The sequence below is a fragment of the Pseudoalteromonas sp. KG3 genome, from assembly GCF_030436385.1.
Taxonomy (GTDB): Bacteria; Pseudomonadota; Gammaproteobacteria; order Enterobacterales; family Alteromonadaceae; genus Pseudoalteromonas; species Pseudoalteromonas prydzensis.
Window position 1 is genome coordinate 2,365,495 of the sequence record NZ_CP098523.1, and the last position, 15,405, is coordinate 2,380,899.

The following is a 15,405-nucleotide window of genomic DNA, read 5'->3' on the forward strand; positions in this document are numbered from 1 at the left end:
ATGTCGGCTGTTAACTATTAGTGTTGATTACATAAATTCGTTTTTTGTAGTCAAGTTTTTACAAAACCATGTGCATAGCCGAGCAAAATAATCTTTAGCATCACTGAAGGTGGATACGCCGCCGCGCCCGTTTTATCATTGTTATACCACGCGTCAAAGCCCGACAAATCGAGTTTATTTTCGACAATATAACAAAGCTCATACTCAAATGTACCTGGCAATATTTGCTCAGCAAAATTGATTGGAATGAATTTATTTTGGCAGGATAAGTCAGGCTTATAGTTGGCCATAACAATTTACCGTGGGTGAATAATATCTATTAGATCACAGTAACCCTGTGGGTTCAAGGTTAAAAAACAATCAAGTGAAATGTGTAGAACCAGTTCCTAAAAAGAGTAATTCTACAACCTCAACGTCCAAAGCAGCTGCGCGCTGTTAAGCGTCAGCTGCCTTTGTTTGTTAGCATTTTCAAGTGCTAGGTTCTAACTCGACATTAATCTTCGTCTTGTTGTTGTCATGATCAAGGTACTCAATTACCACAACATCACCAGGTAGTTTGTTGGAGACTTCTTTCTGAAATAAATTTGTACTATTAAAATATTTTCCATTGATCGACAGCAATCTCATACCTTCTCTTAATCCTGCTTTGTCGGCTGGGGATTCAGCATCTATGTATTTGATAATTCCATCATCACCAGCCGTAATCCCGATTCTAACTTTTGAATACACCCCAGCAACTCCATATAAGTGAGGGCGCTTAATCTGGTTCGACATCATAAAACCGCCACCATATGTGCCAACAATTTCGTCTCTTGATATTTCCTTATTGGTGATAAATACCAATTCAGCACCCACTTTTGCGGTTTCTTCTTTGAGAGTGGTTAACAAGACATTGTTGTCTGCATAACCATTGCCGTGAGCTGCTACATTTGCGATATAAATAACAGGTTTTGGTGGTGGATTATCTTGAGTATAAACTTCTATTTCCATTGGTGTTTTATTAGTTCTTGGAGTGTTTTTTGCTTGCGAGTTTAACTCATGTACTCCTCTTGCCATACCACATCCAGTTATGATGAACGCTAAACAACACGGCTAGCGCATTTTAATCCCAGATTCTAACAGGGTTGAGCGATAATCATCGTCTAGCCCTGCCATTTTCTTTTTTCTCGCCATACTGGCTGTTTTAGTTGTATCTTGTTTAAATAACGCCATGGCTATTTTTCTCATTACGTTAAAAACAAGGGGTCCTTGCTTCTTACGGATTCTTGATTCATCTTCCCTAAAGTTCATATCCAACATCCAATGCATACTTTCAACCTGCCAGTGGCTTCGTACCGCATTAAGTGCTTGCTCCGCACCTAACGCTAACGAACTAATATACCAACGCGTTTCTATCGTGTCTGTACCTGATGATTTATCGTGAACCTCAGCGGTTACTTGAATAACACTCTTTAAGCCAGACCATTGGTAGATTTTATCTAACCAGCTTTTATCAATAAGCAATTGCTGACAAACCCTTGTTTCAATGCGCCCATGCCCTGAGCTTATTTCGGTATGTTTATCATAGTTGCTATTGGTCAATCCTTCGCGCTCACTCTTGTGCCACCAAGCTTCTAATTCACTCTGCATACCTGAATGGTTACCTTTGAGCGCTAGGATATAATCAGCTTTTTGTTTAATTATTTGTTTCGCTATTTCTTGCTGGCAGCCCATAGCATCAAGTGTAATGATGCTATTTTCAATATCTAGCATGGTGAGTAACTCAGGTATGGCTGTGATTTCATTTGTTTTGCTATCAACGGCTGTTTGCCCTAAAACTAACTGGTGTTGGCAGCTCCATGCACTGACGGTATGTAAAGCACTTTTTCTATCTTTGGTTGTAAATGAACGACGTGCAGTTTTTCCATCCATAGCAATAATATCAGCACCCGTGGTTTCAATAAGTGAAGATATCCAAGATTGAAATGCATGCTCTATTTCATCTGATTTTAACCGACAAATGACACGGGCTATGGTGTCGTGTCTTGGAATACCCGCGTTGAAAGCGCCATATCTTTTTAACCAATCAAGTTTTAGATGCCCAAAGTCTTCAATATCCTCCCATCCTTGTGCACCGGAGATTACTGCACTAATGGCTAAAAGGAGAATATCGATAAGCTCATGCTTTTTACAGCGTTCAATGCGAGGATCGGTAATTGAATTAAAGTGTTTCAGAAAAGTAGCGCTCATATTTTACGTGACCAAGGTGATTATTATGCCTTGATCTGATCACTACATATTCTATAAGTTCAATTTATAATGATCTTGCCGTGCGCTAAACAAGTTACAGCGGCTATTCTGATTGCTTTGCTCAATTTTCTCTCCATTTGTTAAGTTGACTATATAATTATTTCGACTGCTAACGAGCCTGTAGAATAACTCGTTTTTAATTTATTTTTATTGATGCATTAACCATAGCCGAGTTCCTATTTTGATTCAATCGGTTACTTCGATTTTACGTAAAATATAAAAGAGGATTTGCTGTTGCTTTAATGGGCGTTTTGGAAGGTATCACAGGTGTTTGAGTGGATTATTTGAGGTGATAAGGGCTTACGCTAATTAATGCATCGTGTTTCTCAGCTTTTCTAGATTATGAACAAGGCAATACAACTGCCATTGCGCATTCACTTTCGTTTGTCCACGTAAGGTCAACTTATTCATGCCTTTATTGACAGTAATATTCCCGAACACTGGCTCTATACAGCCGAGTCTTTTACTGTACTGTCGTCGTCCCATTGGGCTGTCTATTTTGGCCTTCATTTTGTCGATATAGCTGAGCTGTTCACGCGATTCATCATTTTTAAACTGTACTTGCCGCCCTGTTTTTGTCGGTGGCTGTCGCATGCATTGCTGTTGCAGTGGGCATACTTTGCAATCTTTTAAGTAACCGCAGAATCGCGTGTATTTTTGGTTGTGGCTTTTTACATTGATACCACTTCGCCACATGTCATTGCCTGCGGGACAGCGGCAGGTTTGTGTCGTTTCATCATAATGGAAGTCCTCTGAAGTAAATAAGCGTGGCTTACCTTTACTGCGTTTTAGTCGGCGTTTTTCTTGCTCTGTTTCGTATGTTTCGCTGTCTTTAAATAACGGGTTTCGTTTTCTAAATTGGTTATCCGCAATGTAAGTATCAAAGCCACTTTTCGCCATGTATTCAAGATTCGCTTCGCTATTAAACCCACTGTCTGCGGTGAACTTAATCGTTTGTTCGTCTGTTGATTTGTCGATATTCAATTTATCAAGCTGCTTTAATTGCTTAACTGCTGGCTGCAAGGTTTGTTGCTCACCCACCGAGCCCCATGCCTGTGCTTGCAGTATAATTTGATGTTTATCGTCATTTATCGCTATCCCATTGTAGCCTTGGATTGTGCCTTTTGACGTGGTCATTTTCGCGCTATCGGGGTCGGTAATATTACTTTTAATGGGCTTGCCTTTGCTGCCCGTTTTTTCCTCGTGGGTCGCTAAGAACTCCGTGATTTTATCTGCACTTTTATCCAGCTTTTCTTTTTGCTTTAAATCCTGTGTTATCAACTCTTCGCTCAGGCTATCTTGTGATTGGTGACGTTCGATAATACGTTTACTCGCGCGTTCTAGTTTTGCTTTTTTACGCCCTAGCTCATCGAATGTGCCGCTCCATTCTTTACTCGCATTCGATTTCAATTTGCATCCATCAATGGCAAACATGTTGCGACCTATCAAGCCTTCTTCGTCGCATATCATCAGTACTTGCGTAAACAGCGGTTCAATCTGTTCGTGCATTTTGGCCACGAATCCCGCTACCGATGTGTAATGAGGTTGAATATCACCCGACACACTCATGAACAAAATATTCGTCTCACACGCCTTAGCAATACGGCGGCTGCTGATCAAACCATGTGCATAGCCGAGCAAAATAATCTTTAGCATCACTGAAGGTGGATACGCCGCCGCGTCCGTTTTATCATTGTTATACCACGCGTCAAAGCCCGACAAATCGAGTTTATTTTCGACAATATAACAAAGCGCATACTCAAATGTACCTGGCAATATTTGCTCAGCAAAATTGATTGGAATGAATTTATTTTGGCAGGATAAGTCAGGCTTATAGTTGGCCATAACAATTTACCGTGGGTGAATAATATCTATTAGATCACAGTAACCCTGTGGGTTCAAGGTTAAAAAACAATCAAGTGAAATGTGTAGAACCAGTTCCTAAAAAGAGTAATTCTACAACCTCAACGGCGCGGTGATGGGCACTGCAACACAACATGATAATGCTCGGGTATTGAACTTAACCAACCCAACCATTGCTAACTTCAGATCAGGAACTACCACCCCACCGCCAAGTGGTAATGAGCTACAAAATAATCAGCCGATTACTGTAAACGGTGCAAAAAATAGTGAACAGCTATTTACTTTTACGGCGCCAAGCGGTACTCAGCAAGTGACTATTACAACCTCCGGTGGTACGGGCGATCTAGACTTATATGTAAAGTATAATGGTGCAGCCTCAAGCAACAACTATGACTGTCGCCCTTATAAAAATGGCAATAACGAAAGTTGTAGCGATAACCGCTCTGGTGGCTATTCTATTATGGTGAAAGGTTATACTGCTTTTAGTAACGTAAGCCTTACTGCTAGTTACCAGTAAACCCTCGTCAGGTAAGCACAAGTGTGCTTACCTATTTCAGTTTAGTTAGCTTATAAACGCATTGTTAATAACAAACTCATACTATTTAAACCACTGCCAGAATCAAGCGCTGAGCCTAACCCAAACTTTAATGCGGCATGTTTATTAAACCAATATTGAGTTTGCAGTTCATAGTTGTCACTGAGGTTATCGGTATTACGGATATTGGCAATAAACCCTACTGACCAAGCTTGATTTACATAATAAATGGCCCGCCCTTGCACATAGCGATAACGTCCCGCCAATTGTTTTAACTCTAAATCCCAGCCTTGGTTATTATCAATATCAGTCCAGCGTACATACGGCGCATAAGTCCACTCTACTGACACATGCTCAGTACTTTGCTTACCGTTATTATAGTCGCTTTCAGCGCGACTATAATAAGCATTAAAACCAAGCTGAAGCTGTTCATTCATCTGCTTACCAAGCGCGGCACTGGCTAAATAATCGGTATCTTGCCAATATTTGTTATCATCTGAAATTCTTTGCAGGCTGGCTTGCATAACTAGCCCCTCAGGGCCATAAACAGCAGCATCAATATTTAAATAGCTAAAATCACCATTCGAAAACCCACCTACGGCATAGTTATTCACTCGATTTAAATAGGCTCTAAGTTCATATGGTCCAGTTTTAGGCTCAAGATCTTCAGCAAAATAGCGATAACGTGCCCCTAAAAATGATTCATCTAAACCACCCAAATCGGTAAAACCAATATCGAGTTGATGCTGTGTAGCAGCTGCCACTGGAGCCTGAACAAATACACTCGCAAGTAGCATTGCACTCAATCTATATACGCCTAACTTCATCCTTAAGCCTATTAACAAATACATAATAAAGGTACATTTTAGCTATTTTTATGATCTTAACTGTAGAAAAGTGTTTAAAAGTGTAGACTGATTTAAGAAATAACTTTATGAGGTAAAGTAATGAGTATTTGGTACCAACCGATAACCCTAGCGCAGTGCAAAGCACTTGATGAAGGAATTAATGGCCAAGGCACTTTAATGAAAACCATGGGCATTGAAATTAGTGAAATTGGCGATGACTATTTAGCAGCCACTATGCCTGCAATCCCAGCTCACCATAATCCTATGGGCATGGTACATGGCGGTGCAAACGTGGTGCTTGCCGAAACCGTAGCCAGCTATGCAGCAAACTTTGTAGTTGATTTTACGAAGTTTTATTGTGTTGGCCAAGAGATCAACGCGAACCATTTAAAAGCGTCACGCAACGGCACCTTAACGGCAATCGCAAAACCACTGCATATAGGCAAACGGACGTCAGTCTGGGAAGTAAAAATTACTAATAGTCGCGCAGAGCTATGCTGCGTATCGAGAATGACCGCAGCTGTTGTCGAGCGTAAAGGTTAACTTTCGAGTGGATAAATTGTAATTTCAATGCCCGCACCAATTGCTGAAATACGCAATAACGTATCGGCACTGAGCGCTTGATTAAAGCATTTTGGCGAAGTGCCTGATTCAAAGCCAATATCAAAGGTACGTCTTGAGCATGATAACCACTGTTTTAATGCATTGCGCGAGCAAGACTCAATCAATTCGCATAAATAGTTAATGGCTTTATCTGGCGAGGTAACGTCTTCTTTAGACTCAATACGTGCAAGTTGACGGTACTCATCTTTATCATAATGCAAAACTACAGCACTCTTTTTTAAGTCCGCAACTAGCAGACTAATATCTTGCTTTGATTCCAGTTCTAGATCTACATTTAAAAATTGAATTTCCGACATTGTTTCATTTTTACCCTGCGTTAATAACAACGCAAACTTTAACCTAATTTTACATTTATACCAAATCAACTGTGGATTTTATTATCTGCGACAATTTGCCACATTGGCAACCTCGATATAACTTATACAATAGCGCACTAATAATAATAAACAGGTCGTAGTAATGAATAAACGCATTTTCAAACATGCGCGTAAACTCCACAAGTGGCTAGGTTACCTACTAGCACTACAAATTTTCGCATGGTTGCTTGGCGGCTTAGTGATGAGCGCAATACCACTTGAAAAAGTACACGGAAAGCATTTGGCAGCAAGTCAATTAGATAACCCATTTAAACAGCAAGACTACTCAGCTTCACTCGATAGCATTGTTGCGCAAATAAATGAACCGCAGCAAATAAGCTATCGTCATTTTTTAACAACCCCGACTATTGTAGTAACGTCCGCACAAGGAGAATCGAGTTTTAATGGCCGCACAGGTCAGCTATTAGCTGCGCCAACACAACAAAACATCATTGCGAATGCCAAAGCCCACCTGCTAATTGATGCAACTGTAAAACACATCACGCAACTTGACGTTGGCCCCAGAGAAGTGGGCTACAAAGCAAATTTATGGCAAGTGCAATTTGATGATCTGTGGAGCACAACTTTATATTTATCTACACTTAATGGCCAAGTTATTACCGTTCGCAGCACAATATGGCGTATATTCGACTTTTTCTGGATGTTACATATTATGGATTACGATGAGCGTGAAGACTTTAACAATCCTTTACTGATCAGTTTTTCAGCGACTAGCGTACTGTTTTGCATCACTGGTATGCTACTTTTACTACAAAATGTACGCCTACGCCGCCGTAAGCTTTAAATTGTAGCAAGGCATTATAAGTGCCTTGCCTGTTGTATCATTGCATTTCTCTCAACATACTCCATTCAACTGATTTACCCGTTTGAATAATCACTCTAAAATAGCGCTTCCTGTAGTTCACTAAAGTGATTGGATATGCCGCATTTTCTTCTTGCGCTCGCTTTTTTTTGCCTGAGTTTTAACCTTTACGCAGAGCAATTTACGAGTTTCTCAAGCGCCAAAAAACACCTCATCAAAACCCTTCCTGATAACGCCACCAGCCTCTATTGTGGCTGTAATATTAAACGCCAAGGTAAAAAGCTAATACCCGATCCAAATGCGTGCGGTTATGTACCACGTAACGCCGTAACCCGCTCAGGCAAGCCCAATGCTCGTGCCGTTCGGATTGAATGGGAACACATAGTTCCAGCTTGGGAATTTGGCCACCAGCTGCAGTGTTGGCAAAATGGCGGCCGTAAAAACTGCGTTAAAACCAGTGAGCAGTTTCGTAAAATGGAAGCCGATATTAATAATTTGGCGCCAGCAATAGGTGAGATAAACGCCGATAGATCTAACTATCGGTTTGGTATGATTACAGGTGATGCGAACCAATATGGCCGCTGCCAAGTGAAAGTCGATTTTAAGCAACGCCTAGTAGAACCGCCATTTCATGCCCGAAAACGTATCGCTGATGCCTACTTTTATATGCAAAAAACCTATGGTTTAAAAATATCTGATAAACAGCAAAAGCTATTCACCGCATGGCAAAATCAAGCGTTAGCGGCGAAAGGCAGTAATACTGTACTTTAAATAGCCAAAAAGTATAAAAAGGCGCATTGCGCGCCTGTTACTTAAAATCTGTATTTAATTTTGTTATTAAATATCTTGGTGTGGACCAAACACCTCATAATGAATACGTGCGGTATCCACGCCAAGGCCGAGTAGTTGCTGTTTAATGGCAGCCATAAAACCAGTTGGGCCACAAATATAAAAATCACCTTGTGTGAGCGGTAATTGCTCTGCAACAACGTTAACATCCATCAAACCAGTAAAGTCATCGCCCTCACCACCTTGATTCAACCAAGTATAATGATTTAACCGAGTATGAGCTGCGGCTTGCTCCGCCAAAAACTGACTAAATGAATGTTGCTGGGTATTTTCACACGCATGTAAATAAGTGACCGCTTGATTCGATGTATCGCTTAATAATGTTTGTAGCATTGCCAGCATAGGTGTTTGGCCAACGCCCGCAGAAATTAATACAGCAGGTTTATTATTTGCGCGCAAAAAGAAGTCTCCTGCTGGCGGGTAAAGCTCCACAACACGGCCCTCATCAAGTGAATGCAAGTAATTAGATACAATCCCTGCAGCTGGCAATAACTCTTTTTTCACGCTAATGCGGTAGTTCTCACCATTGCTTTGTTGAGAAATTGAATACTGACGAATTTCACTGTATTGCGCATCATCGGGTCTCACTTTAATGCCTAAATACTGGCCAGGTTTATGCGCTATTACGGCTTTGCCATCAACTGGAGCTAAAGTAAAACTGGTTACTAACTCTGACTCACTGTGTTTGTTAGCAATCACAAACTCACGAGTCCCCGCCCAACCACCGTGGTTATTTTTACTGTGCTCATATAGAGCCGCCTCTTCGGTGATACAAATATCAGCAAGTAGTGCGTATGCCTCACGCCATGCGTATTCAACTTCAGCTGTAAATTGTTCAGGAAGCAGCTCTTTTAAAGTACCTATTAAATGACCACCCACAATCGGATAATGCTCAGGTAAAATATGCATGCTGGCATGTTTATGGTTAATACGCGCCAGCGCTTCTTTTAATACGGCTAAATTATCAATATTTTGTGCATAAGCGGCCAATGCATTAAACAATGCAAATTGCTGACGGCCACTGCGCTGATTAGTCATATTAAAAATATCCTGCAACTCAGGATTATGACTAAACATGCGCTTGTAAAAATGATCGGTTACGACCGTACCTGCCTCTGCTAATAAAGGAACAGTACTTTTAACAATTTCAATAGTTTTATCAGATAACATCTAGGTTTTCCTACGCGTGAATAATACCCAATTAATAAAATAGGTATAGGTTAACCACGACGCCCATCAACACGACGCTGTGTTAAAATAGGTGTGCAGTGAATTAAAAATAATAAAAAGGCAATTAGCCACAGCCCAGCACTTAGCTGCCAAGCTAGGTGTGGCCCAATAACAAAAGGCAGTAAAGAACGAGTAATCCCAGCCACTAACACTAAAGCAAAAGCAACCGCCATATAATGTGGAATAGTCAAAGAGCGCCCGGTATGCCCATGAGATACGCGTGTCATCATGGCTAAAATCATCATCCCTATGGTACTTATGGTAATGAGGTGTAGTGCATCTTTAAATAAAATAACACTGCTGTAAAAACTCACGGCTACCAGCATTAAACCTACACCTAGTGCCAAGTACGAAAAATGCAAAGACCATAACAAAGGAACTTTAAGTACGTTTTTATCCCACCAATAAAAACTACGAATTAAATGCAGCACAGCAACAACAGCAAGTGCCCAGCCTGGGTTTAGCTGATTAAAAAATAACTGACTAAGAAAAAACACCGCAATACTAAAAACGCTCATATACAGTAATACTGAGTCAACGTTAGCTGTACGTACCTGTGCTGTTAAACCAAGGCCTTTACTGGTAAAAAATGGCAATACACGCCCTGCTACTATGCCAATTAATAAGGTCATCAGTAATACTGCTGTATCAACAATGGCGAGCGCAAACTGCATGTTTTGTTCAATCAGCAGGGCCAAGTAAACAATATTTAACGTACACAGCGCCGCTAATAGCACTAAAAATTGATAGTTATTTTTGCTTTTAGCGGTTAATAACATATTAGCTAATGCTGCAATAACACCTAGCCACCATGCAAGCTGTAACACTAACACCGCATATAAATTAAATTGTGCAAAAGCAGGCAAAGACACAAAAAATGCGCCTCGCGCCCCAAGCCATAACAGCGTTAATAGCATTAACTTTTTGCCACTAATGCTAGGTACTCCAGTCCAAGTTTGCGCGGCGGTAAGTAAAAAACCCACTGCAACAACACCTGCAAAACCAAATAACATTTCGTGGGCATGCCATAATGTAGCGGGGATTGTTAACTGCCAAGTTGCACTACCCGTTAAAATTAATAACCAGTAGCCTATTGAACTAAAAGCCAACAAGCCTGCGGCTAAAAAATAGGGTCTAAATGGCAGCATCCATACTGGCCACTGCGTTATTTGGTAAAAGCGAATATTAGCCGGTACCGGCTGAGATAAATTAATAGGTCGCATTAACGAACTTCCTTCCCCATGCCATGCAGTGCGATACAACGCAGCACATAGCTAATTTTTAAAATAGCAGCAATAACAATAGTGCTAATATGTGCCGAAATTTGCACCGGTATAGAAAAGTAATCGGCAAAAGGGTAGCTAATTAAAATACTGGTTATTAGTAATGCACAACTAGCTGCTAATAATGAGTTTGCCACTAGCAGTAGTTTTTTCAGTAAACAAGCTGTCTCAATTTTGTAGCTTGGATTATGTATAACCAAGGTGTTCATAACGGCCTCAACAACTAATGCACTTAACTACCTATTACACTTATCGTGCCAATAAAATAAACATATATATTTCAATGAACTAACTTATCCACCTTTGCTTTTCATGTCTTTATGACCTACCATAAATCAAACCAAAAAACACATAAGAGTCATTTTGACATGAGCAGCGCAATTAACTTCACTGCCGTAGCGGTAAAGCTGGCTCAAAGCACATTAGATAAAAACTGTTTTGAGCAATTACTTACTGTCCTTGAAACAGTGATTGCCAGTGATGCCAGCGCACTGCTTGAGCTACAAGGTGAGCAGCTCAAGCCACTTGCAATTAAAGGCTTAATGCCAGATAGCCTGGGGCGGCGTTTTAAGCTTAGTGAGCATCCGCGCTTAGAAGCTATTTGTAATACTCAGCAACCACTGCAATTTGCCCATGACTGTCCATTGCCCGATCCGTACGACGGCTTACTACTAGCAAAAACTGGCGACATTCCGGTACATGCTTGCTTAGGTTTACCCCTATTTTATCAACAACAGTTATTAGGTGTGATTACGTTTGACAGCCTAAATGCCAATGCCTTTAACGCTATTAGTGCGCAAACGCTTAGCACCTTACAAACGCTATGCAGCGCACATTTTAAAACGGCATTACAGCTGGCTCATTACAAATTACATGCACAGCATTCTAGCGCCTTAGTGCAAGAGCTTAACCGCGAAGCACTCACCCGTGATGGCGGCGAAATTATTGGTCAAAGCTCAGCAATACAAGCACTTAAAAATGATATAAAACTTGTCGCCGCCTCTAATTTTAGTGTGTTAATTTTAGGCGAAACCGGCGTAGGCAAAGAGCTGGTTGCACGTAATATTCATTTACACTCGAAACGCAGTGAGCAGCCACTTATTCATTTAAACTGTGCTTCGCTTGCTGAAAATCTCGCCGAAAGTGAGTTTTTTGGCCATGCTAAAGGCGCTTTTACTGGGGCGGATCATGCGCGCCAAGGTAAGTTTCAGCTAGCGCACGGTGGTACTTTATTTTTAGACGAAATAGGCGAGCTACCACTGGTACTACAAAGTAAATTGCTACGGGTATTACAAAGTGGCGAAATACAAACAGTAGGCGAAGACGAAGTGAAATATGTTGATGTGCGGGTTATTGCTGCTACTAATCGTAATTTAAAAAAAGAAGTAGCCGAAGGACGCTTTAGAGCCGATTTATACCATAGATTAAGTGTCTACCCGCTAACGGTAGCGCCGTTACGCCAGCGTGAAAACGATGTGGTTTTATTAGCTGGTTTTTTTGTTGAGCAAACCGCACGAAAATTAGCAATAAAACAACTTAAGTTAAGTGTCGATGCACAATTATTGTTAACCCAATATCAGTGGCCGGGTAACGTACGGGAGCTAGAGCATGTAATTAGCCGCGCAGCACTAAAGGCCAAACAAAGCCAATGGCAACAAGCCATTATCACCATAAAGCCCGAGCACTGTGAGCTAAACCTTAGTGCGAGTAATACAACACAGTTATCATTACCTGCTAGTACCACAAACACCACCACTGGCAGTAGCACTAACATAGCAGAGCAAAATTTATCACTTAAGCAAGCAACCGATACCTTTACCCATCATTTAATTAGTCAGCAGCTTGAGCAACATAATTATAACTGGGCAAGTGCAGCACGCACCTTAAAAGTAGACCGTGCAAACTTAGTTCGCTTGGCTAAACGCTTAGGTATTTCAGTCAAAAAGTCGCTATAAAATAGCTATAAAACCGTCAGTTCATCTAAGTTAGGGGCTTTACAGCAAGTAGCCCCCAGCAGAGCAGCAAGCGATTGATAGTGCGGCGAAAAATACAGCAACACTTCACAATGCAGTCCACTTTTTGCGTAATATTTAACGTAAAGTGGTGCGTTGGTAGCCATTGCTAGCTGTTTTATTTTAGCCAGCTCTGCATCTGCAAACATAGCATCACCTAAGTTTTTATAATGCCACATTAGCTTGCTTTATTGGTTTGAAAATAGGTTTTTAACAATTGGCTAAACGCCTGTACCTTTGCGGTACGATGCACCAAATGATGCGTTACTAGCCATATATCAGTACACCAGATTAATTCATTAGATAAAATGGGTACTAAATTAGCGTATTGAGCCGCAACATTGTGCTGTAACCCACCAATTCCTAAGCCTTTAATTACAGCACGCGTAGCTTCTGAGGTTTCTGACACACGCAGTTTTATTTGCGGCGCTGCAATATGCTGATCTACCCATTCAAAATACGGCACCCGCGCATTAAAGCCCGCCACGCCAGAAATAAAGTTATGTTGCTGTAAATCACTCAGCGATTTAGGCATACCATATTTATTAATATATCGCTGATTAGCATATAAACCCGAGTGAAGCTGAGCCAAATGCTGTGCAATATAGTCGCCTTCATCGGGCCTTGGCCCTGCCCGTACGGCAATGTGCGCCTGACCGTGATCGAGCCGTAAACGCTTTTGCTCTAAAATCATCTCAAGCTGCACTTGTGGATGTAGCGCCTGAAATTGCTCGCACACATCGCCAAGCACATCCATAAAGCCACTAACCGTGGTTAACAGTAAACTGCCGCGCAGTGTGCTATCAGCCGCAGCAATATCATTATGTAACTGCTCAAGAGAGCTGTCGATCACTTGTGCGGTACTAAACAGCTTAGCGCCTGTTTCTGTTGCTTTATAGCCACGAGCATGGCGATGAAACAAACGTGTGTTTAAGTTTTTTTCAAGATTATTAATTCGCCTAAGCACTGTACTATGGTGCACATTAAGCGCCTCTGCCGCCGCAGTTAAGGTACCTAAACGTGCAACCTCAAAAGCCACTTTAACATCTTGCCAATCTTCAAACTTAACCGCCATACTGTGCCACCTTAAACTTATGTGCATATACGCACATAAGTGTTGCGTTTATTCGGGTTTTCTGCAAGTGATTATTTGTTAAAGTCACATTATACAAACTCATTATCAGGAGCAGCTCATGACAACACCAAAAATTATTGCCTTAGCAGGCAGCTTACGTAAAGACAGCTTTAACCAAAAATTGATCAATGAAGCAGCCCGCTTTGCATTAGAAAGCGGTGCGGAAGTAGAAGTGATCAAACTGGCTGATTTAAACTTACCCATGTTTGACGAAGACATTGAAGCGCAAGGCACACCCGTTGGTGCACAGTTGCTAAAAGACAAACTTCGCGCTGCTGATGGTATTTTACTGGCAAGCCCTGAATACAACGGTTCAATCACCGCGGTACTTAAAAATGCCATTGATTGGGCATCACGCACAGAGCAAGGTGCTGTTCCTGCATTTCGTAACAAGGTAACAGCGTTATATGCCTCATCACCTGGTGGATTAGGCGGCCTACGCGGCTTGAATCACGTTCGCGATATTTTATCAGGTATTGGTAGCCTAGTACTTGCCGACCAATTAGCGGTACCCGCGATTCATACCGTGCTAGATGAAAATGGCCGCATTAGCGATCCTGTGACAGCGGAACGTGTTGCAGGTCTTGCCCAACAACTAGTCAGCGTAGCCAGCAAATTAAATAAATAAACCGCTTATGAAAGTTTTGTCGCTGCCAATTTGGCGGCGATAAAGTCTTCATGAGTTACATACAATAAACTAGCAACCCGACGAATGACATATTCTTCTTGCGGATCAAGTTCACCATCTGCATAGGCTAAACGCCACAGCAATTCAATTATTTCAATGCGCTGCTCGGCACTACATTGAGCATTGATTTGTTTAGAGAACTGAAAATAATCAATCGCTTCATCTAAACTTTCGCCGGCCTGCTCTGTTAATTGTGCAACGTCTTCATCGCTTAAATTAAAATATTTTTTTAAAGTTAATGCTAACGTTTGGAGTTCATCTGCTTGCTGCTCACTATCAGCACGCATCACCTCAATCAATAGTGCCGCTATCGCCGTTTTCAGATCATGCTCTTGCATCATTGATGGCTGTTCACTAAATGACGAAAAAAGCTGTTTAATTTGTTTGAACATCACATTTTCCCTTTTTGGGTGTTAGACTTAAATCATAACTGAGGCACCACTGTAGTTAAATCAAGGGTGCAATACAATAATGGAGTTCAAGGTTTATGAAAGGAAAAATGCTAAATAGCCTAACAATTACCACCATACTCGCGTTGCTTGTAGGTTGTAATGTTGCATTAGCTGAAAAAGGCGAGACCGAAAAACTCTATGATTTCGATGAAAAAGTACATTATTACCAAACTAAAATTGACGATAATAACTATCATCTAGAAATTCAGTCTGACGACTATCAGCATTTTAAAAACCAAAGCGTGTTTTTACTGCGCCATGCTGATCGTTTATGTCGCGGAAATCCGTTTATGCTAAAAGTGACTGATGGTGTACAAGAGTATGATCGTTTCCCAACCAAGCCTCGTAAATATCAGCCACCTTTAACAGTATTACTACAATGTGAGACTGAACCGACAAAAGACTAGCCTTTGCTTTT

Annotated in this window: 19 protein-coding genes; 7 read left to right on the forward strand and 12 right to left on the reverse strand. The window is 41.2% G+C overall.

The window, feature by feature from the left end:
* Positions 1–50: 50 nt before the first annotated feature.
* The 4 genes from NDQ71_RS11195 to NDQ71_RS11210 all read right to left on the reverse strand — a co-directional run bounded on the left by NDQ71_RS11195 (position 51) and on the right by NDQ71_RS11210 (position 4,134).
* Entirely contained in the window at positions 51–290 is a 240-nt protein-coding gene (locus NDQ71_RS11195; RefSeq protein ID WP_301561638.1) for a transposase, read from the reverse strand.
* Between the two features lie 178 nt (positions 291–468).
* Complete coding sequence (locus NDQ71_RS11200) at positions 469–1,056, reverse strand: PDZ domain-containing protein (RefSeq protein ID WP_301561639.1); 588 nt, start codon at positions 1,054–1,056, stop codon at positions 469–471.
* Between the two features lie 36 nt (positions 1,057–1,092).
* On the reverse strand, positions 1,093–2,229 hold the full coding sequence (locus NDQ71_RS11205) for an ISAs1 family transposase (RefSeq protein ID WP_024602346.1): 1,137 nt from the start codon (positions 2,227–2,229) through the stop codon (positions 1,093–1,095).
* A gap of 369 nt (positions 2,230–2,598) precedes the next feature.
* Positions 2,599–4,134, reverse strand: a complete 1,536-nt coding sequence (locus NDQ71_RS11210; protein WP_301561640.1) for a transposase — start codon at positions 4,132–4,134, stop codon at positions 2,599–2,601.
* A gap of 133 nt (positions 4,135–4,267) precedes the next feature.
* Between NDQ71_RS11210 and NDQ71_RS11215 the strand changes: the two genes are divergently transcribed.
* Entirely contained in the window at positions 4,268–4,669 is a 402-nt protein-coding gene (locus tag NDQ71_RS11215) for a PPC domain-containing protein (protein WP_301561641.1), read from the forward strand.
* A 50-nt stretch (positions 4,670–4,719) separates the two neighbouring features.
* Here NDQ71_RS11215 and NDQ71_RS11220 read toward each other — a convergent pair whose 3' ends face one another.
* Complete coding sequence (locus NDQ71_RS11220; RefSeq protein WP_064667719.1) at positions 4,720–5,514, reverse strand: hypothetical protein; 795 nt, start codon at positions 5,512–5,514, stop codon at positions 4,720–4,722.
* A 120-nt stretch (positions 5,515–5,634) separates the two neighbouring features.
* Here NDQ71_RS11220 and NDQ71_RS11225 point away from each other — a divergent pair, with 120 nt between their 5' ends.
* Positions 5,635–6,078 carry a PaaI family thioesterase gene (locus tag NDQ71_RS11225; RefSeq protein WP_064667718.1) on the forward strand — a complete coding sequence of 148 codons (444 nt, stop codon included), beginning with the start codon at positions 5,635–5,637 and terminating at the stop codon, positions 6,076–6,078.
* Here NDQ71_RS11225 and NDQ71_RS11230 read toward each other — a convergent pair.
* Positions 6,075–6,455, reverse strand: coding sequence for a hypothetical protein (locus NDQ71_RS11230; RefSeq protein WP_301561642.1), 381 nt, complete (start codon positions 6,453–6,455; stop codon positions 6,075–6,077). The genes NDQ71_RS11225 and NDQ71_RS11230 overlap by 4 nt on opposite strands.
* A gap of 163 nt (positions 6,456–6,618) precedes the next feature.
* On the opposite strand from NDQ71_RS11230, the gene NDQ71_RS11235 reads away from it, so the two are divergent.
* Both NDQ71_RS11235 and NDQ71_RS11240 read left to right on the forward strand, forming a co-directional pair.
* A complete protein-coding gene (locus NDQ71_RS11235) occupies positions 6,619–7,320 on the forward strand; it encodes a hypothetical protein (protein WP_301561643.1) in 702 nt (233 codons plus the stop codon).
* Between the two features lie 135 nt (positions 7,321–7,455).
* Positions 7,456–8,109 (forward strand): endonuclease, encoded by a 654-nt coding sequence (locus NDQ71_RS11240; RefSeq protein ID WP_192540608.1) that lies wholly within the window; start codon positions 7,456–7,458, stop codon positions 8,107–8,109.
* A 66-nt stretch (positions 8,110–8,175) separates the two neighbouring features.
* Here NDQ71_RS11240 and hmpA read toward each other — a convergent pair whose 3' ends face one another.
* Genes hmpA through NDQ71_RS11255 form a run of 3 tightly spaced genes read right to left on the reverse strand, consistent with a single transcriptional unit; the run spans position 8,176 to position 10,909 of the window.
* Positions 8,176–9,357 carry an NO-inducible flavohemoprotein gene (gene hmpA, locus NDQ71_RS11245; protein ID WP_301561644.1) on the reverse strand — a complete coding sequence of 394 codons (1,182 nt, stop codon included), beginning with the start codon at positions 9,355–9,357 and terminating at the stop codon, positions 8,176–8,178.
* 50 nt (positions 9,358–9,407) lie between these two features.
* Positions 9,408–10,640, reverse strand: coding sequence for an NnrS family protein (locus tag NDQ71_RS11250; protein ID WP_086997149.1), 1,233 nt, complete (start codon positions 10,638–10,640; stop codon positions 9,408–9,410).
* Positions 10,640–10,909: a hypothetical protein gene (locus NDQ71_RS11255; RefSeq protein ID WP_011329510.1), complete on the reverse strand. Its 270-nt coding sequence runs from the start codon at positions 10,907–10,909 to the stop codon at positions 10,640–10,642. The genes NDQ71_RS11250 and NDQ71_RS11255 overlap by 1 nt, the downstream gene beginning before the upstream one ends.
* Positions 10,910–11,068: 159 nt before the next feature.
* Here NDQ71_RS11255 and norR point away from each other — a divergent pair, with 159 nt between their 5' ends.
* Entirely contained in the window at positions 11,069–12,655 is a 1,587-nt protein-coding gene (gene norR / locus NDQ71_RS11260; RefSeq protein ID WP_089368866.1) for a nitric oxide reductase transcriptional regulator NorR, read from the forward strand.
* Positions 12,656–12,660: 5 nt separating this feature from the next.
* On the opposite strand, the gene NDQ71_RS11265 is transcribed toward norR, so the two are convergent.
* Positions 12,661–12,891 carry a hypothetical protein gene (locus tag NDQ71_RS11265; RefSeq protein ID WP_076922631.1) on the reverse strand — a complete coding sequence of 77 codons (231 nt, stop codon included), beginning with the start codon at positions 12,889–12,891 and terminating at the stop codon, positions 12,661–12,663.
* Entirely contained in the window at positions 12,891–13,787 is an 897-nt protein-coding gene (locus tag NDQ71_RS11270) for a LysR family transcriptional regulator (RefSeq protein WP_301561645.1), read from the reverse strand. Before NDQ71_RS11270 ends, NDQ71_RS11265 begins: the two co-directional genes overlap by 1 nt.
* A 118-nt stretch (positions 13,788–13,905) precedes the next feature.
* Between NDQ71_RS11270 and NDQ71_RS11275 the strand changes: the two genes are divergently transcribed.
* Entirely contained in the window at positions 13,906–14,475 is a 570-nt protein-coding gene (locus NDQ71_RS11275) for an NADPH-dependent FMN reductase (protein WP_301561646.1), read from the forward strand.
* A 5-nt stretch (positions 14,476–14,480) separates the two neighbouring features.
* Here NDQ71_RS11275 and NDQ71_RS11280 read toward each other — a convergent pair whose 3' ends face one another.
* Complete coding sequence (locus NDQ71_RS11280) at positions 14,481–14,927, reverse strand: TerB family tellurite resistance protein (protein ID WP_192540600.1); 447 nt, start codon at positions 14,925–14,927, stop codon at positions 14,481–14,483.
* A 107-nt stretch (positions 14,928–15,034) separates the two neighbouring features.
* On the opposite strand from NDQ71_RS11280, the gene NDQ71_RS11285 reads away from it, so the two are divergent.
* Positions 15,035–15,394 carry a hypothetical protein gene (locus NDQ71_RS11285; protein ID WP_227008867.1) on the forward strand — a complete coding sequence of 120 codons (360 nt, stop codon included), beginning with the start codon at positions 15,035–15,037 and terminating at the stop codon, positions 15,392–15,394.
* The last annotated feature ends 11 nt before the right edge of the window (positions 15,395–15,405 follow it).